Source organism: Shewanella sp. 10N.261.52.F9 (assembly GCF_041471165.1).
Taxonomy (GTDB): domain Bacteria; phylum Pseudomonadota; class Gammaproteobacteria; order Enterobacterales; family Shewanellaceae; genus Shewanella; species Shewanella marinintestina.
Map to the genome: position 1 here is coordinate 63,934 of NZ_JBFRNX010000032.1, position 20,230 is coordinate 84,163.

Below are 20,230 nucleotides of genomic sequence, written 5' to 3' on the forward strand. Positions count from 1 at the left end.
TAATTTAAGGGTCCAGAATACTTTTTAAAGTAGGTAAATTGAATGAATGTAACCTTATTAATCCCTGCTCGATACGGTTCAAGCCGTTTTCCAGGCAAGCCATTGGCCCCTATCAACGGTAAGCCGATGATCCAGCATGTCTACGAGCGTGCAGCTTTAGCAAAAGGGCTTAACGACATCTATGTTGCTACTGATGATGAGCGCATTAAAAGTGCTGTTGAAGGTTTTGGCGGCAAAGTGGTTATGACAGGTTCAGATGCAGCCTCAGGTACCGACCGTATCGATGAAGCAATTTCTATATTGGGACTAGCTGACGATGATTTAGTTATTAATCTACAAGGAGATCAACCGTTAATTGATCCAATTGTGATTGAGCAGCTCGTTAACTTATGCGAGCGCCATGAAGGCCAATTTGATATGGCAACCTTAGGAGTTCAAATTACGGACGAAGGTCAGCTAAACGACCCTAATCATGTAAAAATGGTATTTGATAATGACCATAACGCTCTATATTTTTCCCGTGCCCGCATTCCATTTGGCCGCGATACTAGTGACTACCCAGTCTACAAACATATCGGGATTTATGCATATACGCGTAAGTTTATTCAAACATTTGCTAAGTTACCTTTAGGCCGTTTAGAAGAATTAGAAAAGTTAGAACAACTTCGGGCATTAGAATATGGGTATAAAATCAAAGTCGCAATTAGTGCGTTTGATTTTCCAGAAGTTGATACACCAGAAGATATCCGCATCTGTGAAGCAAGACTTTTAGCGAATTAAATAATAAGGCGAGCAATGTAATGTCAGATCTAGAAGTTGGATTATTAATTTTATTAGTTGTCGGCATTATTGCCAGCAACCTGGCTGTTTTAAAATACAGTGCTAAATTTAAAATGACCCAATTTGGTAAAAAAGATCAAAAGGGTGAATCGTCTACAGGTGATACCAAAGAAAATGACGACACTAGTGATGACAAACAGGCTTAGAATTAGTGAGTTTAGGTGGCATATTCACACCTAATTTAATAAAAAAGGCGCTTTGAGCGCCTTTTTTATTTTTGGAAAACAGGGAAAACTTAAATAAGAATGATATAAAGGGCATAGCAGCCTCATGCCCTTTACTTTCTCTTATTCAGCCAACTCTTTTTCAAGTTGCTTCGCAATCATCTCAGGAGAGCCTGAGTTTTTAGCAAGTAGCGAGTAAGCAACTGGAATAACAAACAAGGTAAAAAATGTCGCAAGAGTTATACCCGATAATACAACGACACCGATTACAAAACGCGTTTCGGCCCCCGCACCTTCAGCTAACACTAAAGGAATCGCTCCTGCTGCCGTTGTGATCCCCGTCATTAGAATAGGTCTTAAGCGTTGACTAGATGCTTGAATAATCGCTTGCTTAAACTCTACCCCTTTATCCCTTAACTGATTAGCAAACTCGACTATCAAAATGCCGTTTTTGGCAGCAAGTCCCACCAGCATAATGATACCAATTTGGCTATAAATATTAAGTGTTTGCCCTGTTGCCCAAAGACCAATAAGCGCCCCTAACGTTGCCAAAGGCACAGTTAGCATAATCACCATCGGATGAATATAGCTTTCAAATTGTGCCGCCAGAACTAAAAATACTATGCCTAACGCTAAAATAAACACAAAGTACATTGAATTACCTGAATCTTGATAATCCAAAGATTGACCTTTGTAGCTCACTATTGCCTCAGCAGGCAGGTATTCATGTGTTAAATCATTTAAGTATTCGAGTGCCTCCCCCAAGCTGTAACCATCAGCTAAATTCGCTTCAATAGTAATTGCACGCATTCGATTGTAACGATTTAACTGGCTGGCATCGGCAAACTCTTCCACATGCACCAAGTTAGATAACGGAATTAACTCCTTACTTCTATCCGAGCGCACATAGATATTTTCAAGATCCGTTGCCGTATTTTGATTTTCACGATTCCCTTCAATAATCACATCATATTCTTCACCATCACGCATAAATGTGGTCACTAGACGTGAGCCGAGCATTGACTCAAGCGTACGCCCGATATGAGATATAGATACGCCTAGATCAGAAGCTCTATCCTTATCTATTACCACACGTAGTTGTGGTTTAGTCTCATTATAATCATGATCTAAGCCAACGAGGTTGGGGTTTTCTTTAGCTTTTTCAATTATAGTATCCCGCCACCTTGCGAGCTCTTCATAGCTTGGTCCGCCAAGTACAAACTGCACAGGTTTACCAACACCTCGACCAAAGGCTTGGCGCATTACAGGAAAAGCACGCACACCTGCCAGATCTGATAAGCGCCCTCTTATATCACCAATAATTTCAAAAGCGCTACGTCTAACCGCCCAATCCTCTAATACAATAATCGCCATACCATTAGAGAAATTGGCACTGCGACCAAAGCCTCTTGGCGCACGTATAAGTAAACGTTTAATTTCTCCTGCTTCTACAAGTGGCATTAAGCGGTTTTCAATCTCGTCCATATAAGACTCGATATACTCAAAGCTTGCCCCTTGAGGCCCGTTAACGATTAAAAACATAGAGCCACGATCTTCACGAGGGGCAAATTCTTGCGGTACTTCTTTCGCCAAGAATGCGCTACTCACTAAAGCAATCAAGATAAGTGAAGACACCAAGTAAGGATGTCGCATCGCCCTGTGTAAAACTTGCCGATAACCATGAGACAGTTTTTCCATTCCAGTATCAATTTTTCTGACTAGCCAAGGATCTTGTGAAGACGGCTTTAACACTTTCGAGCACATCATCGGGCTCAGTGTCAAAGCAACAATACTAGAAAAAATAACCGCGGCGCTCATGGCTACAGCGAACTCTTTAAATAGTTTACCTAAATCACCTTCTAAGAATGTAATCGGCATAAATACAGCTACCAAGACTAAAGTGGTCGCAACAACAGCAAATGCAACTTCACGAGATCCTAGGTAAGCAGCCTTTAAAGGAGAATCCCCCTCTTCTATCCTTCGATGAATATTTTCAAGCACCACAATGGCATCGTCTACCACCATGCCGATAGCCAAAATCATCGCAAGTAACGTCAATAGGTTAATCGTGTAACCCAAGGCAAATAACACAATAAAGGTAGCCATTAATGATACAGGAACCGTTAATGCTGGGATCAACATTGCTCGCACACTACCAAGGAACAGGTAAATCACCACAATCACTAAGAACATGGCAATAAACAGGGTTTGGTATACCTCTTTAACGGACGCCTCAATGAACACTGAGCTGTCATATGAACGTTTAATTTCCATTCCAGCAGGAAGTGTTGGATTAATTTGATCAACGAGCTTATTTGCAGCACGAGCAACATCCAGTGTATTAGCGGTTGATTGCTTAGATACCCCCAAGCCAATCATAGATTCACGGTTACCTCTAAAAGTAATACGTTCCTCTTCTGAACCAATCTCTACTTTCGCTACATCACCCAATTTTATGAGATATCCATCATCCCCTTCAGCTAAAACCAAATTGGCAAAATCATCAGAGGTTTTAAAGCTACGCTCTAAACGGACGGTAAAATGACGCTCTTTAGACTCTACGCTACCGGCTGGAAGCTCAACGTTCTCAGAGCGAAGTGCTGACTCAATATCAGCTACGGTTAAGTTTCGAGCAGCTAAAGCTTGTCTGTCAATCCACACACGCATTGCATACACTTTGCCGCCACCTAGACGCATATTGGCAACGCCATCAATTACCGAGAATCTGTCGATTAAGTAGCGTCTTGCGTAATCGGTGAGTTGCAATGTGGTCATTTGATCTGATACCAAATTCAGCCACATGATCACCTCATCACCACCATTAGCCTTTTGTACTTCTGGTGGATCCGCTTCTTCAGGTAGATTATTCAGTAGACCTGATACACGATCGCGCACATCGTTTGCAGCCGCTTCAATATCCCGGCCAACATCAAATTCTAAGGTGACATTCGAGCGTCCATCACTGCTCGATGAGCTAATGTGTTTAATCCCTTCTACACCACTTATCCTGTCTTCGACTAGTTGAGTAATGCGGCTTTCAACCACTGCAGCGCTAGCACCACGATAGTTGGTTTGGATGGAAACCACTGGCGGGTCTATATTGGGATATTCTCTCAATGGCAGTTTTTCGAATGCCACAAGACCAAATACAATCAATAAAATACTGATAACTGAAGCGAATACCGGACGCTTTACCGAAAGATCAGTTAAAATCATACAACAGGCTCCACACTTGCCTGCTTAAGAAAACTAAATCGCTCACTAAAAGTCACTTTAACTTTGTCACCAGGTCGCACTTTTAATATTCCGCGAATAATAATTTGCTCGTTTAACTCTACGCCGTCAGTAATCTCAACCCAACCACGTTTACGTAATCCTAAAGTCACCTGCTTTTGTTCAACAACACCTTCATCATTGACCCAATAAACATAATGCCTATCTTGAATAGGGATAATGGCTGATTCAGGCAAGATCAATGCATCTCGGCTTGTTTTAATTAACTTTACTTTCATCAACATCCCCGGCAATAAACGCTGTTTAGGGTTAGGTATTTCAGCGCGTACGATAACCGCTCGGGTTTTTGGATTAATGCGGCTATCGATCGACACAACTTTGCCTTCAAACACTTCGCCATCAAATGCCACTGCGGATGCTTCTACTTTTTTTCCTAAAGCTAATGCTTGCAAAAATCGCTCCGGAACAGAAAAGTCCAATTTAATGACAGAGATATCATCTAAAGTAGTAATTGCATTACCTGGAGAGACAAGAGCACCAACACTCACTTGTCGTAACCCTAAAGCGCCAGAGAAAGGCGCTGCAATGCGTCTATCGCTTAATGCGGATTGAGCTTGAGCAAGCTCTGCTTTTGCCGTATCAATCAAGGTTTGTAAACGATCTCGCTCTAACTCTGCAATTGTTTGGCTAGTTACTAGGGTTCGAATACGTTCAAGTTCTCGTTGATGATCTTTGACTTTAACCTTGGCTACAGTTACCCGTGCACGTTGTTCACTATCTTGTAACTGTACTAACAAGCGGCCTTGATTAACCAAGTCACCATCGCTGAAATTAACAAGAGTAACCACATCAGTGACTTTCGGCGTAACGGTAATAGATTCATTGGCTTTACTAGTACCAAGAGCCTCGACTTCGTCACGAATCGGTTCCATTGAAGCTTTTGTTACCACTACATTAGGAATAGGCCTAGACTTTTTAGCCTGTTTAACTGGAGATTGTTGAGTATAAAAATATCCTCCTGCAATGAGGAGTAAAATGACAATTATTATTATTTTTCTCATGAATGCCTTCATAAACTACTTTTAATTGTCGTTAGTTTACCTAGACATAACTTTGCTTCAATACGTTTTACTTTTTCTTACAAATGACACATCTCAGTCACACTAGAGCAGTTTGCTAAAACAAACTTGCAGGGGACTAAAATCTAATTCACTAACTTAGCAAGATGCTACTTTTCTATAAATCAAATGCCTGTGGACAAAATAGGTCACAAAACTTAAGCGCAAACATTTAGCATCATTTTGTATCTCTCATAATGCATAAGCCTCTTGAGCTAATAAAAAATAGAAAGAGTAAGTTACTGAGGTAAATATTAGGCGACACAAAATAAAAAAGGAGCCCAAGGCTCCTTCTTAAACAGATATGTAGATTAGCTTAACGAACCTTACGATCTTCTTGCATAAGCTCCGAGAAACCTTCATAAATAGCTGTAACAACCTCGCTCGATAGCGGCTCGTTTTCAGCATTTAATAAGTGGATCTCTGTTTTATCGTCAGCAGCATCTTTTAGTTCAATACGGTAGGAGCCAGCTTCGATAGGTAATTCTTTCTCGCTCCACAAAGAGCTCCAGAAGCCAGAGTCATCTGTTACATTGATGTACAATAATCCTTTGTTACTGTCCATATCGATTATTTCAAAGCCCATCTCAGGCAGTACGATACGTAAGCGGTCCCAAGTGCGCTTGAACTTAGCATCAGCTAACCAATAAGCCGTTTCTTCAGCTTCAGTTATCAAGTTTACATCGATACCTAAACTTTGCTTAAGACGCTTAGCTTTCAACGCTTTAGCACGCTCAATACTGATGTAACTAATAGAGTCATTCAGTCTATCAATGGTATAACGACGCTTGTCTTCACCACTTAATAGAATGTCTTGTAAATCACCATCATAACTTTCTTCATGGTCGATCAAGTCAATCGTTAAATTGCCACTACGGCCGTGCGGACGGACATCAACAGTATACAAATAGCGCTGCTTTAGTTTGTACACCTTGTCGCTACCCCAAAGACTTGATTCAATGACTTCATCATTTTCAATCCAATCAGTCTCAAGTGTTCCTTTCTCATAGTCTTCACTACGCAATGAAATTGATTTGTCAGCAAAGTATTCTTTTAATACATCGAACATTTCTTCTTTTAGATCAATCTCAGTATCAATAGACTCAACAACAATTTTGATGTTTTCGCTGCCTTCTTCAACACGCGTACCTTCTGCCATAGGCAAAACTTGCAAAGGTGGACGTATATCGAGAGTTGCTCCCACGAGCTCCTGATTTGCTTTAGCGCCTACGTCAGGAATATCAAATTCTTTACTGTAAGTTGGCTTATTTAAACCCGCTGGAATGATAAGTTCAGGTGCAACAGTCAAATCTTGATAGTTTTGATCTGTGTCATTTGCCTGTCTTCTATCAATCGGAGTGCTACATGCCGTAACGGCTGCAACTAAAATCAGTGGAGATATTTGCTTTAGCATTTATTATTTAACCTCTATTCGGGCATTTTTCATCGCTTCTAGCAACAGACCATGAAACTCAGTAGAAAGTTCAGTTAAAGGTAAACGAATTTCATTATTACTGATAAGACCCATACGATGGGCGGCCCATTTCACTGGAATTGGATTTGCTTCGCAAAACAGCGTACTAAATAAGCCTTTGATTGATTCTTCTGCATTTAATGCAGCCGAAACGTCACCTGCTAATGCTGCAGCGCACATAGCTTTAAACTGTTTTGGTACAATATTATTAGCAACAGAAATAACACCGTTTCCGCCTAGTGATAAAAACTCTCTTGCAGTCGCATCATCGCCACTGTAAAGCATAAAGTCATCACCACACAAACGACGCAACTCTTGTACGCGAGATAAATCACCCGTCGCCTCTTTTACGCCGATAATATTTTTAACATCAACAAGTTGAGCAACAGTCTCAGGTAACATATCAACAGCAGTACGGCCTGGTACGTTGTATAGTATCTGTGGTACATCAGTACTTTGAGCCACCGCAGTATAGTGCGCAATCAAGCCTTTTGGCGTTGGCTTGTTGTAATAAGGTGTTACGCCTAACATTGCTGCGACACCAACTTTCGATAAACCTTTTGTTAACTCGATAGCCTCTGCTGTCGCGTTAGCGCCATTACCACCAATAATAGGAATGCGACCAGCGGCAAACTTCACCGTTTGCTCAACAACACTAATATGCTCTGTTTGGGGTAATGTTGCTGACTCTCCAGTTGTACCAACGGCAACGATGGCATCTGTACCTTGGGTAATATGGTACTCAACTAAACTTTCAAGACTTTTATAATCTACTGTGCCATCACTATTCATTGGTGTGATTAAGGCAACGATGCTTCCGTATATCATGTGTATTCCCCAAGGGTTCAGGACTGGCTATGGTACTGATGCAATCCACTAAAAACAAGCACTACAACGCAAGACTTCAGCATATTCATCATCAAGTTGAAACATATTAAATAAGTGGGGGGATCACAATGACAGAGATCGCAAACGGATCAAGTTGTGATAGCATTAGCAACCGCAATTAGAAATCGTTATTTAAATGACGGTTTTTTAATCAAACCAATAAAAATATGGGGTACTAGATGTCCAATCACTTGGTCGTTACTGCAATGGGCGCCGACCGCCCAGGTATTGTGAGTAAGTTTGCACGACTCGCGAGTGAGTGTGACTGCGATATCGTTGATAGTCGCATGGCGCTATTTGGTAATGAATTTACCTTAATCATGATGCTTGCTGGATCATGGCCATCAATCACTAAGATGGAAACCTCGTTACCAAGCCTTAGTGTTGAACTCGAGCTATTAACGGTGATGAAGCGTACTTCTAAACACACTCCACAAAACTACATTTCACGCCTAGATATTACATTTAGCGGTCGAGACCAACGCGGTACCATGAAAAAAATAACTCAATTCATGGCTGAACGCTCACTTGATATCGCTGCGGTTAAGTCACATGCCGAAGAAGATAAAGATGGTAATCCAACACAAAATATTAATTTGACTATCAACGTACCTGAGAAAGTGGATGTTGATAAACTTGAAGTTGGCGTGTTTGAATTGGCTACTGAATTAACGCTTGAATGTACAATCGAGCGCATGCAAGGTGTCGAAAGCTAACCACATAAATGGATAAGAATATGCAAACCTTAACTGCAGGCGATAAAGCGCCACTGTTTACCTTACAAAACCAACATAATGAAACGATTAGCCTAGAAGCAGAACTAAAAAAAGGCCCAGTTTTAGTCTACTTTTATCCAAAAGCTTCTACACCAGGCTGTACTGTACAAGCTTGTGGCTTAAGAGACAGTAAAGACGAACTCAACGATTTGTCTGTTACTGTACTTGGTTTAAGCCCAGATCCTGTTGCTAAACTAGCAAAGTTTTCTGATAAGCAATCACTTAACTTCTCTCTTTTAAGCGATGAGGACCATGCGATCGCTGACGCCTTTGGTGTTTGGGGCGAAAAAAAGTTCATGGGAAAAATCTACGACGGGATCCACAGACTGAGCTTTTTGATTGGCCCGGGCGGTAAAATCCTACACGTATTCAATAAGTTTAAGACTAAAGACCACCATGAAGTCGTACTTGCTCATCTAAAAAACTAAAGCATTTACATTCGAGACTTAACATCAAGATAAAAAAAGGAGCCTAAGGCTCCTTTTTTATCTCTGTCTGACCCGTCCTAAATAACAGCGAATTAAATCATGTATGGATATATGAGTGCTGCGGCAATAGACCACATAGTCACACAAATAAAGCGATCTAAGTAACACCATGCTTTTGGTTTTTTAAATACCGGGCTTAAGTATTTAGCGCCTAAGCTAAGGCTAAAAAACCAGACAAAAGATGCCAATACAGCTCCAGCACCGAACCATTGTTTTTCAGTCCCTTCAAATTGCACACTTATGCTACCTAGTAAAACCACTGTATCTAAATAGAGATGTGGGTTGAGTAAACTAATGGCCAGCGTTGTTAATACTGCCTTTTTTAAACTGTCAGCAGCTAAGTCACCATCATTATCCATACGGTTATCTGAAAAAGAGGACTTTAATGCACCATAACCATAAACCAGCAAAAATAAAGCACCACCAAAACTTGCGATATCTTTAACTAAGGGAAACGCAATAATTAAGTGTCCTAAACCTGCAACACCCGCGGTAATCATTATCGCGTCGATAAATGAGCAAATAGCGGCAATAGGTAATGAATGAGAACGTTTCAGCCCTTGTTTTAATACAAACGCATTTTGTGCACCCACTGCCATAATTAGGCTTCCGCCTATTCCCATACCTTGTATAAATGCTGTTTGCATGATGCCCCCTAAAGCAGTTTGATTTCTAGGGCCGCAGCATAGTCTCAAGCAGAAAATAAGTACAACTAATAAAATTAATAATGTATAAGTAAAACTTATTGCGATTGATAAGTTATTGATAAAAGCAAAAGAGACCAAAATCATGTTTGATTATGCCCATCTAAAAGCCCTCTCAATTGTCGTTTCTCAAGGTGGATTTGATAAGGCCGCTAAACATCTATTTATTAGTCAATCAGCGGTATCCCAACGTATAAAGCAATTAGAAGATAAGATTGGACAATCACTTCTTGTAAGAACTAACCCCGTTCGAGCCACCGAAACAGGCAAACGATTGCTAAGACACTATTCACAAGTACAGCTGCTAGAAAGTGAATTACGCTCGGAAATGGATGTTGATGATCCGTCTTTACCCACTATCGTAAAAATTGCGGTTAATGCGGATAGCTTAGCGACCTGGTTTTTACCCGCGCTAGTTGACGTATTCAAACAGCATAAATGGCTTTTAGAGCTTATTGTTGACGATGAAGCTTATACCCATAACCTACTAAAGAACGGTGAAGCCGTTGGCTGTGTAACAACCTCTCAGATAGCGCTATCAGGTTGCAGCAGCGAGTTTTTAGGTAATATGGAATATTTATGTGTAGCTACACCGGAGTTCGCAGATCAATACTTTCAATCAAACGATCCAATAGAGGAAGTTGCTCGGGCTCCAGCGGTGGTTTTTTCTACCAAAGATAAATTACACGACAAATTTGTTAACTTTTACTTTGGGATTAGCGATAAAAGTTGGCGAGAGCATAAAATCCCCTCCTCTGAAAGTTTCCTTGAAGCAATAAAAATGGGCTTAGGTTACGGACTTGTGGGCCATTTACAGGCAAAAGATCTGCTTGAATCAGGTGAACTTATAGAAATATTTCCAGATAAAAGAATGCAAGTCCCCTTGTATTGGCAACATTGGAATATAAAAGCTAAGCAAACTAGCATTGTTTACCGCTCCTTAGCCGCTAGTGCCCAGCAAGCGTTAGTTTAATCTTGCCTTTAATTCACTTGTCTATAGCGCAAGATTAGTGAATAGAATAAAAAGCAGCCAATTCGACTGCTTTTTGTTCGCACTATCTATTTATCTATAGCCAAATTAAAATTCGTTAAGCATTAAAGTAAACCTCAGCACTAAGATTCTGTTGTTTTGTTTACAGCTTGCTTCGCTAAATCATTGTTCGGAACCGGCCAAGCATTGATAACCGCTTTCACTAATGATGCTAAAGGAATGGCAAAAAATACGCCCCATACTCCCCATAACCCACCAAATATTAATACCGCTGCAATAATAAACACCGGATGTAAATCGACTGCATCTGAGAACAGAATTGGCACTAAGACATTACCATCAAGCGCTTGGATGATCCCATAACCAACCATCAAGTATCCAAATTCAGGGCTCACTCCCCACTGGAAAAAAGCAACTAATGCAATGGGTAAGGTCACCAGAGTTGCACCTACGTAGGGAATTAATACTGACATACCGGTTAAGACACCAAGCAATGCTGCATAACGTAGATCCATAAAAGCAAAGAATATGTAGCTCACAACGCCAATAATCACTATTTCAATCACCTTGCCACGAATGTAATTGAAAATCTGTTGATGCATTTCATTCCAGACTTTTCGTGCTAAATCACGATTAGTAGGAAAGAAACGTTTACTTCCGCTGATCAGTTCCTCTTTATCTTTCAAAAAGAAGAACACCAATAATGGAATTAAAATGGCATAAACCATAACCACTAACAATGACGCCGAATAACCTAATAATTGTTTCCCAATATCCAGTAAATGCTGGGTATCAAGCATTTTCTTAAGCTCTTCAACCATGGTATCGAGCTGGCTCGGGTTAACAAATTGAGGATACTGATTAATGTAGCTTTGAACCGTAATAAGACCTTTATCAATCATGCTAGGCAGATCAGCTATTAAACTAACACCTTGCTTCCAAATACTGGGCACTAAGCCAAAACTGATTAACAGCATTAATCCGATAAATAACACCAACACTAGAGAGGCTGCTGTTGTCCGATTAATACCGATTCTCGCCATTTGTGCTACAGGCCATTCGAGTAAAAATGCTAATACTAACGCGATTAATAAAGGAGCAAGTAAACCACCAGCAAAATAGATTGCTAAGGCTAAACCTGCAAGGATGAGAACTAAGGTAACGGCTTGTGGATCACTAAAACGTTCTTTATACCAACGGCTTAAAACAGATAACATTCAAATTCCCTAGTTAGACGACCTTTCTAGTCCTTTCCAGCCATCGTTATAAAAATATTTTACCCTATGTAAAATTATATAAAGTATCTTCTACTTAGTGACGATAATCGACAAAATGCTTGTTGTGTCTTCTTGAACGGTATGGCTGAGCCCGATTTTTTTTAAGTAACGGGGAACATCTTGCCTAGAACCGGGGTCGGATAATACAACACTGATACTATCACCCGCTGAGAGCTGCTTTAACGCAAGTTTGACTTTTACTAACGGTAACGGGCAACGAAAAGGTGTTAAATCAATAATAATCATAATGAACTTGCTATAAACAATCTAAGGCTATTATCCTAAAGGTCACGCAAACCACAAGCAAGTATTGTGACTCAGTGATATCAGAAGCATAGCCCAAATTAAGGATCCGCTTGAGTAAATTAACGTTTTCAAAGTCCGTCATAGCAGGTGCCCTCTCATTTATATTATGCACTAGCTCGCCTGTCACTTATGCTAATAATGACCTTCCCGATCTCGGCACGGCTGCAGTAAACACCTTTAGTTTAGAAAAAGAAACTGAATTTGGTGACGCTTACATGCGCGTTATTCGTGGCTCAGCTCCAATGCTGAATGATCCTGTTTTAAACCAATATTTAACAGAATTGGGCAATAAGCTGGTTGCCCACGCGACTGGCGTAAAAACACCGTTTTATTTTTTCCTATTAAGAAATGATGAAATTAACGCATTTGCGTTCTTTGGTGGTCATGTTGGCGTGCACACAGGCTTGTTTCTCAATGCAGATACAGAAAGCGAGCTAGCATCTGTCATTGGACACGAAATTACCCACGTGACTCAACGCCACTTAGCACGCTCTTTAGAAGCTCAACAAAAAAGCTCTACGGCAACTATTGCCGGCTTATTAGGTGCGATATTATTGACCATCGCCTCTCCACAAGCAGGTATGGCTGCTTTAGCAACAACTCAAGCATTAGCAACCCAATCAAAAATCAACTATACGCGCTTACATGAAAAAGAAGCTGATCGAATTGGTATGCAAATTATGGTTGATGCTGGATTTGATCCGAACGGGGCTGCAGACTTTTTTGGCAAACTGGCTACCCGTTACCGCTTTACGACAAAACCGCCACAAATGTTGCTTACTCACCCATTGCCAGAATCTCGTATTTCAGAAGCGCGAATTAGAGCTGAACGTTATCCATTCAGGTACGTTCCAGATAATCTTGATTTTCAATTGGCGAAGGCACGCATCCAAGTCCGCTTTTCAGGTTATAGCGAACAAGCTGCACTCTCAATCTTTGAAAAACAGCTTAAACACAATCGTTATGCTTTCAAAAGTGCTGCTCAGTACGGCAAAGCGTTAGCGTTATTTAGGCTTAAAAAATATCCTGAATCAGAAGAAATTATCGATAACTTATTAGCGAAAAGCCCTAACAACTTGTTCTATATCGATACTAAAACGGATTTGCTGCATGAAAGGAACGCTGATAAAGAGGCCATTGCCCTGTTAAAAGCGCAACAACAGCTAAAGCCGACGTCTCCAGTGGTCAACACTAACCTAGCCAATATCTATATAGAAGATAATCAAATAAGCAAAGCCATCCCTTTGCTTGAAGATCTTATTTTCCTCGATAAGCAGAACCAACTCGCTTATATGCTGCTGAACGAAGCGTATAAAAAGAATGGTAATAAGGCGATGCAGTATTTTGTTAAGGCCGAATCTTTAGCGCTTATTGCTGATTATAAAACAGCGATTGATCAGCTTAATTTTGCCTACCGAGAGTCTAAAGGTGATGCACTACAACTTGCTCGTATCGAAGCTAGAATTAGGCAGTTTAGACAAGCAGATAGAGCTTTAGAGAAAATGCAGTAGTAATAGTTTAACTGTGACTCTAATCACAAATTCAAGTATCATGAGCACAACTTTTAATAACAATAATATGACTATGAATAACGTTAGTATTTATCACAATCCAAGATGTTCAAAAAGCCGTCAAACTTTAGCGCTGCTGGAAGAAAATAATTGTTCAATTGAAGTCATTGAATATTTGAAGACCCCGCTTTCAACTGCTGTGCTTGAAGATATATTAAGTAAACTCAATGTTGAACCAAGAGCAATGATGCGCACAAAAGAAGCTGAATACAAAGAGCAAGGATTAGGTGAACCTTCGTTGACAACAGCTCAATTAATCCAAGCCATGGTCGATACGCCGAAGTTAATTGAACGCCCTATCGTGCTTGCTAACAATAAAGCCGCTATTGGTCGTCCTCCTGAAAGTGTATTAGCAATCTTATAATGGAGTAATCCAATGAGCTCAACCACCCTATTTAAACTATGCCGTGCCGGATATATGGTGTTAGTAATGATGTTAGGGGCATGGTTTATACGCCAAGGGCTAACAGGCGAATATTCTATGCTGTTTAGTCTTCTTTGGCTGATACCGTTGCTTTTACCGCTAAAAGGTATCTTAACTGGCAAGCCTTATACTTACGCTTGGGCAAGTTTCATTTTATGCCTATATATGTTGCATGCATTAACCTTAGTTTATGTAACTGAAACTGACCTACTGTTTGCTATAGCAGAATCATTACTTATTGCCGCACTTTTAATTGGCTTTCCTTTTTATGCCCGTCTACGTGGCCGAGAGCTGGGCTTAGGTTTAAAAAAGAAAAAGTAGTTTCCCTTTCTTAAAGGGTACAGAAGCTACAAACTTCTGTATCCTGCTTTAGTTTCAACCTTGTCATCTCCAGACTTTTTCACCCTCAACAATTAACAAACTCGCAAACAACACTCTTTTTACGTAACAACGCCCGTGCTATATTCAATGTAATAGCTTAATTATTTGCAGCAAATTGAATAAACAAAGGATATTTACATGAAGCGATCCTTAGGCTTTGCCCTATTAAGTGTTATTTCACTAACGGCGTGTGGTGGTGGCAGTGACAACGATGACTCATCAGGCGGCGTAATGCCGCCAATTACAACTGAGGGTTTAAAAACTTGTGACACTGGCTCTGACATAAATACCACTGCAACCCAATCTGCCCTTACGTTTTATAACGAATCACAATACTCAGCTGGTCGCCCTAGCGCTATTATCGTAAAAATTAATGATAACAAGGTAAATGATTTTACTTTCAACTGGACGCAAACATCTGGTGACAACTTAGTATTAAAAAGTGTTAAAAGTCCGGTTCTCGCTTTCACTGCAGAGAAAAGTGGTAATTATTCATTTGAAGTCACAGCTACTGGCAAAGGACTAACCTTCAATGAGTCAATTGAGATAACGATACAGGCTGCTAACTCAAATCAGCTTGCTGTACGTACAGATCAGCAAGCAATTAAAGGTAACTCGGTTAGCTTTAGATTAGACCAATCAACCAATAGCATGCCGACTAATATAAATTGGTGTTTAGCTGTGGGCCCCGCTATTGACGCAGATATCAGTACTCCAGAACAAGCATTATTTACTGCACCAAATGTCGGTGAAGATACTATTAGCATCCTAAGAGCTACGGCTACGATAAACGGCGTTCAAAGCAGTGACGATGTCAGTCTATTAATCACCCAAGGTGAACCAATCACATCAACTTATTTTGAAGAGCGAGTTGCTAAAACCTTTGCTTACAATGCTGACTCTCCCTACGCAACCGCATTACAAGAGTGTATTTATTCAAACCAACTTCAGCAAAGCTGTACTACATCAAGGTTGCCATTAATTGGCCAAACAACCGCTACAGACAAACAAGCCATATTAGACAGGTTACTCGTCTCCCATCAGTGGATGGGTGAAAATTTTGAGTATGTACTTGAGAATCTTGATCCTAGTGGTGATTTTTCAACTCTACTGCAATCCGTTACTGCCATAGTAATTAGCTATGATGTTCGTCCATCTTTTTATTGGGTGGTAACAGGCGCAATATACCTAGATCCGAACGACTTATGGCTACTTGCTGAAGAGCGCGACACGATTAATGAAGCCCCTGATTACCGCAGTGGCTTTAGCAATGAACTCAAATTCCTTATGCCTTGGCGATATGTCAAAAACAACAACTACACATCATATACTGTTCCACGAAGCGTCAGAACCGATAGAACAACCACCGAAATGATGCCTGACTTAGCATCATTGCTTTACCATGAATTAGCTCACGCAAACGACTTTTTCCCGCGCAGCGTGCATTCAAGTTTATCAGGCCCTACACTACTCGATGATTTCAACCGCCGTAATAATGCTAAGGCATTAGTATCTGACCAACTCAGTAACTTTTACCCTTTGATTAGTCAGGAAATGGCGAGTTTAGCTCAAGTCAGTTTTAGGGGAGAGACTGCGAATAGTACTCAAAAGAACTACTCTCCTACAGATGTAACAAGCTTCTTTTCCCCTGATAGAGCAAGTGATTATTACGCCTACTCTACTACTCGTGAAGATACAGCAATGTTGTTTGAAGAAGCGTTGATGAGTCATCGTTATGCAATACAACGCGATGTGGGGATCACCGATAAACCGGAAAACCCAAGTGCAAACTCTATCATCGTCGATTGGGGGCAACGTGGCCGTATTGGTGACATTAAACTTGAAAACCGAGCTGTATATGTTATCAATCAAATGATGCCAGAACTTGACGGAGCATCTTTGATCAAGGGCTTACCTGATCCCATTCAAATGGCAAAAGGGCTATCTTGGGCACAAAACCTTGAGATATCTCCGAGCCTGAACCGCACAGAAAGCCGCGCACAGACAAGTTCGCTCTCGAGTTTACAGCCACTATTCCCCCCCCTCAGGTATAGCGGTGATAGGCATATTAAACCCGTTGAGAATCCAACAAAGATAGTAGATTGAATAGAGACTTTTTAATTGGCTAACGGTTTTAAAAGCCTGCAACCAAAAAGCCCAGATACATTATCTGGGCTTTTACTTTTCTGAGCTATCTTTGATGACACAAGAGGCGTTCGATTTATCTCTACTACAAACGTAGCATCTCTTTAATAAAAGGAATCGTCAGTTTACGTTGATGTACCATCGATGCTTTATCTAATCTATCCAATACATCAAAGAGGGTACGAAGATCGCGCGCCAAACGATTTAATAAAAAACGTCCAACATCTTCTGGTAATTGTAAGCCTCTCATTGCTGCTCTACGCTGCAACGCTGCCAATTTTTCTTCATCAGCCATAGGCTGCAATTGGTAATTAAGTCCCCACTGCATTCGAGAAACTAAGTCAGGTAAAGAAAAACCGCTTTCACTTGGAGAAACACTTGCACTTACTATGAGAGAGCAGGTCGTTTGCTCAGAGATCCGATTATAAAGATCAAATATTGCTTCTTCCCACAAAGGATGACCAGCAATAGCATCTACATCATCGATACAGACAAGATCAAGTTTTTCCAAGCCTTCTAACAAAGCGGTGGAAATGCTTGCATGGATCCCAAGTGGAATATAAAAGCTACTGCGTCCAAGATCATTAGCATGGGCACATGCAGCATGCATAAGATGGGTTCGGCCAGATTTTTCTGGTCCCCATAAAAATACAGCACCGTCAGACCGGCCTTCAGCACAATCTTGTAGGCTTTTAATCAGCTCGTCATTACCAGCAGCAGGATAGTAACTATTAAAAGTTTCATCATCTGGTAGATGGACAGGCAGAGATAATTGTAAAGGAGAGTTTAACTTCACTCAGGGACTTCTCACACGACGCAATATTTCTATTTAAGACACACATGGTAGCATGTGTGTCTCTTGAATGGGAGTTATTGGCCTTTCCAATAATAGATCTGTGTCTCTTTCTGAGGCTGTTCTATTTCGCCTAATGATGAATAATCACCATTTTGCTGATTTATTGATTCAATCACATCAATCCTCGGATCCAGAGCCATCAAACGATGTAAGTCGGCATCGTTGCCAAACAGGCTAATATTGAAAGCCACATCTTGCCCAACAATAGTGGCAATGCTAGCAGACTTAATCGCGCTGAGTTGGTCTAAGTATCGTTCAATTGAAACCAGCTCTTGCATGCTCGCAACATTAGTAAAGGTAATACTCGTCGTATTACGCTCGCCCGAGTCAGCTATCGCGTATTGGCTAACATAGTATTCGCTCGTAGCAGCCATTATTGCTGCAATAGCTTCTTCAACTGTAGCCACTTCACCGCTATTACTAACTAACGAATTCATTTGTAGCGCGTGAGCGTCCTTCTCTCGTGGATATAAATCCATTTGATAACTAAAAACAGCCCCTTGAGGCTCGATCGCTGCTAAAACAAAATAATTAGACTGATACCTTAACGAAGCGTCTGCCACACTATCGGCAAAACGACCTCTAATATCATTGACGCCAACTTTCATCGCATCATCTAGATCCATCAATGGAAATAACAAAGGCACACCGCGAGCTGAAGACGCTAGGTTAAACGTATCTCGGCTAACCACATTTGCCCCGTCACTTAAAATATCTCGTTGACCATTTTCACTATTTACAAGCCACACTAAAGTTAACGGTCTTTGCTTCCCCCAAACAGGTAAACCCGCTTGCCTTAGCAAGGCAATAATACGCTTTTGGTCAAAATTCACCTTTAGAAATAGTTCACCGTCTCGCTCGACATAACCATATTGCGTCATCAACGCATTAGCACTGTTTAATTGCTTTTTAATTACGTCGTTATCCAAAGCACTTTGTGTACCTGAGTTTTTTAAAATTACATGTTCAAAAGCCTGTTTTATCCCTTGGCTTCGTAACGCAGCAGAACGCGATTCAATAGGCACTACGCCTTCATCTAACTGTTTTACTTCAGCTGCGTTCGCAAGTGTCAATACCAGCGTAAAAGACGAGAAAATAACAAAAATACGTAATATGAGTTTCAGCATGTTTTAAATTCAAAGACGGCTCAGTTATTAAAATTGTACCACATCTTTTGCAATTTATTTCCAGTTAAAGCGATTGTAATCACTCAAACTTTATGAGTGTTATTTGCACAACCTCACACACAAAGTGATACAAACCAGTTATTATTGATAGGTTTACTTAAAAATAAGAGAGAATAATGAAAAATTTGACCATGCCGCTACAAGGTGCGCAAATGCTATTCGTAGCTTTTGGCTCTTTGGTATTGATGCCATTGTTAACCGGGCTCGATACAAACGTTGCACTTTTTACTGCGGGTATCGGTACCCTTCTGTTCCAGCTAATCACTAAACGCCAAATCCCCATCTTTTTAGCATCCTCATTCGCATTTATCGCTCCAATCATGTATGGCGTACAAACTTGGGGGATCCCATCAACCATGGGTGGTCTGATGGCTGCTGGTGTGGTGTACGTTATTCTCGCCGGTGTAATCAAAGTAAAGGGCGGTGGCTTTATTAAGCGCTTGTTACCTCCGGTAGTCGTCGGCCCAGTCATTATCGTTATCGGCTTAGGGTTAGCGCCTGTAGCCGTTAATATGGCAATAGGTAAAACCGCCGATGGCAGTTTAGCGTTAGTAGACCAAAACACAGCTCTGCTCATATCTCTAGCATCATTATTTACAACCATTGCGGTTGCTATTTTTGCGAAAGGGCTACTGAAACTCATGCCGATTTTGGCCGGTATTTCTGTTGGTTACAGCTTAAGCTTAGCGTTTGGTATTGTTGATTTTACTCCAGTACAAGATGCACCTTGGTTAGCATTACCTAATTTCGTTGCCCCTGAGTTTAACTGGCAAGCTATTCTATTTATGATCCCTGTGGCTATTGCCCCAGCCGTTGAACATATTGGCGATATCCTCGCGATTTCAAACGTTACAGGTAAAGACTACCTTAAAAAGCCTGGATTACACCGTACATTAGCAGGTGACGGTGTGGCAACTATCGCAGCCTCTGCATTTGGTGGACCGCCAAATACCACTTACTCTGAAGTAACCGGCGCAGTCACTCTGACGAAAAATTTTAACCCGGTGGTGATGACTTGGACTGCTATTACCGCCATTTTGTTCTCATTTGTTGGCAAACTGGGGGCACTACTTCAAACCATTCCTGTTCCGGTTATGGGCGGTATTATGTGCTTATTGTTTGGCTCTATTGCTGCTGTAGGCCTAAATTCACTAATCAAAAACCAAGTAGACATAAATGAACCACGTAACTTAAGTATTGTGGGTGTGACATTAGTATTTGGTATTGGTGGCATGGCTTTTGGTATTGGGTCTTTCAGCCTAACCGGTATTAGCCTTTGTGGTATCGTCGCGATTATGATGAATTTAATCCTGCCAGATAATGCAGCTTCCCATGCAAAAATTGTCAGTGACGAAATTAACCGTCCTTCATAACGTGATAGTAAATATCGTTAGCGCTACCGATAA

General features: G+C 40.9%; 19 protein-coding genes. 10 read left to right on the top strand and 9 right to left on the bottom strand.

The window, feature by feature from the left end; translation table 11 throughout:
* The first annotated feature begins 42 nt into the window (after positions 1-42).
* Both kdsB and AB4298_RS19490 read left to right on the top strand, forming a co-directional pair.
* Complete coding sequence (gene kdsB / locus AB4298_RS19485; protein WP_371988031.1) at positions 43-780, top strand: 3-deoxy-manno-octulosonate cytidylyltransferase; 738 nt, start codon at positions 43-45, stop codon at positions 778-780.
* A gap of 20 nt (positions 781-800) precedes the next feature.
* On the top strand, positions 801-986 hold the full coding sequence (locus AB4298_RS19490; protein ID WP_371988033.1) for a DUF2897 family protein: 186 nt from the start codon (positions 801-803) through the stop codon (positions 984-986).
* A 141-nt stretch (positions 987-1,127) separates the two neighbouring features.
* Here AB4298_RS19490 and AB4298_RS19495 read toward each other — a convergent pair whose 3' ends face one another.
* The 4 genes from AB4298_RS19495 to dapA all read right to left on the bottom strand — a co-directional run bounded on the left by AB4298_RS19495 (position 1,128) and on the right by dapA (position 7,658).
* A complete protein-coding gene (locus AB4298_RS19495) occupies positions 1,128-4,220 on the bottom strand; it encodes an efflux RND transporter permease subunit (RefSeq protein WP_371988034.1) in 3,093 nt (1,030 codons plus the stop codon).
* Complete coding sequence (locus AB4298_RS19500) at positions 4,217-5,299, bottom strand: efflux RND transporter periplasmic adaptor subunit (RefSeq protein WP_371988035.1); 1,083 nt, start codon at positions 5,297-5,299, stop codon at positions 4,217-4,219. Before AB4298_RS19500 ends, AB4298_RS19495 begins: the two co-directional genes overlap by 4 nt.
* Positions 5,300-5,672: 373 nt before the next feature.
* Positions 5,673-6,770, bottom strand: coding sequence for an NlpB/DapX family lipoprotein (locus tag AB4298_RS19505; RefSeq protein ID WP_248997264.1), 1,098 nt, complete (start codon positions 6,768-6,770; stop codon positions 5,673-5,675).
* A gap of 3 nt (positions 6,771-6,773) precedes the next feature.
* Complete coding sequence (dapA, locus tag AB4298_RS19510) at positions 6,774-7,658, bottom strand: 4-hydroxy-tetrahydrodipicolinate synthase (RefSeq protein ID WP_248997265.1); 885 nt, start codon at positions 7,656-7,658, stop codon at positions 6,774-6,776.
* A 239-nt stretch (positions 7,659-7,897) separates the two neighbouring features.
* Here dapA and AB4298_RS19515 point away from each other — a divergent pair, with 239 nt between their 5' ends.
* Both AB4298_RS19515 and bcp read left to right on the top strand, forming a co-directional pair.
* Positions 7,898-8,434 (top strand): glycine cleavage system transcriptional repressor, encoded by a 537-nt coding sequence (locus AB4298_RS19515; protein ID WP_248997266.1) that lies wholly within the window; start codon positions 7,898-7,900, stop codon positions 8,432-8,434.
* Between the two features lie 20 nt (positions 8,435-8,454).
* Complete coding sequence (gene bcp / locus AB4298_RS19520) at positions 8,455-8,922, top strand: thioredoxin-dependent thiol peroxidase (protein WP_371988037.1); 468 nt, start codon at positions 8,455-8,457, stop codon at positions 8,920-8,922.
* 92 nt (positions 8,923-9,014) lie between these two features.
* Here the strand turns inward: bcp and AB4298_RS19525 are convergent, their stop codons facing one another.
* Positions 9,015-9,629 (bottom strand): LysE/ArgO family amino acid transporter, encoded by a 615-nt coding sequence (locus AB4298_RS19525; RefSeq protein ID WP_371988038.1) that lies wholly within the window; start codon positions 9,627-9,629, stop codon positions 9,015-9,017.
* 142 nt (positions 9,630-9,771) lie between these two features.
* Here AB4298_RS19525 and AB4298_RS19530 point away from each other — a divergent pair, with 142 nt between their 5' ends.
* Positions 9,772-10,659 (top strand): LysR family transcriptional regulator ArgP, encoded by an 888-nt coding sequence (locus tag AB4298_RS19530; RefSeq protein WP_248997269.1) that lies wholly within the window; start codon positions 9,772-9,774, stop codon positions 10,657-10,659.
* Positions 10,660-10,799: 140 nt separating this feature from the next.
* Here AB4298_RS19530 and AB4298_RS19535 read toward each other — a convergent pair whose 3' ends face one another.
* Positions 10,800-11,894, bottom strand: coding sequence for an AI-2E family transporter (locus tag AB4298_RS19535; protein ID WP_371988040.1), 1,095 nt, complete (start codon positions 11,892-11,894; stop codon positions 10,800-10,802).
* A gap of 90 nt (positions 11,895-11,984) precedes the next feature.
* A complete protein-coding gene (locus AB4298_RS19540; protein ID WP_371988042.1) occupies positions 11,985-12,200 on the bottom strand; it encodes a sulfurtransferase TusA family protein in 216 nt (71 codons plus the stop codon).
* A gap of 110 nt (positions 12,201-12,310) precedes the next feature.
* On the opposite strand from AB4298_RS19540, the gene bepA reads away from it, so the two are divergent.
* The 4 genes from bepA (at position 12,311) to AB4298_RS19560 (ending at position 16,742) form a co-directional block, all read left to right on the top strand.
* A complete protein-coding gene (gene bepA, locus AB4298_RS19545) occupies positions 12,311-13,771 on the top strand; it encodes a beta-barrel assembly-enhancing protease (protein WP_371988043.1) in 1,461 nt (486 codons plus the stop codon).
* A 73-nt stretch (positions 13,772-13,844) separates the two neighbouring features.
* Entirely contained in the window at positions 13,845-14,195 is a 351-nt protein-coding gene (gene arsC / locus AB4298_RS19550; RefSeq protein ID WP_371988070.1) for an arsenate reductase (glutaredoxin), read from the top strand.
* A gap of 12 nt (positions 14,196-14,207) precedes the next feature.
* Positions 14,208-14,576, top strand: coding sequence for a DUF2069 domain-containing protein (locus AB4298_RS19555; RefSeq protein WP_248997274.1), 369 nt, complete (start codon positions 14,208-14,210; stop codon positions 14,574-14,576).
* Positions 14,577-14,774: 198 nt separating this feature from the next.
* Positions 14,775-16,742, top strand: a complete 1,968-nt coding sequence (locus AB4298_RS19560; protein ID WP_371988044.1) for a hypothetical protein — start codon at positions 14,775-14,777, stop codon at positions 16,740-16,742.
* A gap of 124 nt (positions 16,743-16,866) precedes the next feature.
* Here AB4298_RS19560 and hda read toward each other — a convergent pair whose 3' ends face one another.
* Positions 16,867-17,577, bottom strand: a complete 711-nt coding sequence (gene hda / locus AB4298_RS19565) for a DnaA inactivator Hda (protein ID WP_248997276.1) — start codon at positions 17,575-17,577, stop codon at positions 16,867-16,869.
* A gap of 74 nt (positions 17,578-17,651) precedes the next feature.
* Entirely contained in the window at positions 17,652-18,764 is a 1,113-nt protein-coding gene (locus AB4298_RS19570) for a DUF2066 domain-containing protein (protein WP_371988046.1), read from the bottom strand.
* 176 nt (positions 18,765-18,940) lie between these two features.
* Between AB4298_RS19570 and AB4298_RS19575 the strand changes: the two genes are divergently transcribed.
* On the top strand, positions 18,941-20,197 hold the full coding sequence (locus tag AB4298_RS19575; RefSeq protein ID WP_371988048.1) for a uracil-xanthine permease family protein: 1,257 nt from the start codon (positions 18,941-18,943) through the stop codon (positions 20,195-20,197).
* Positions 20,198-20,230: the final 33 nt, after the last annotated feature.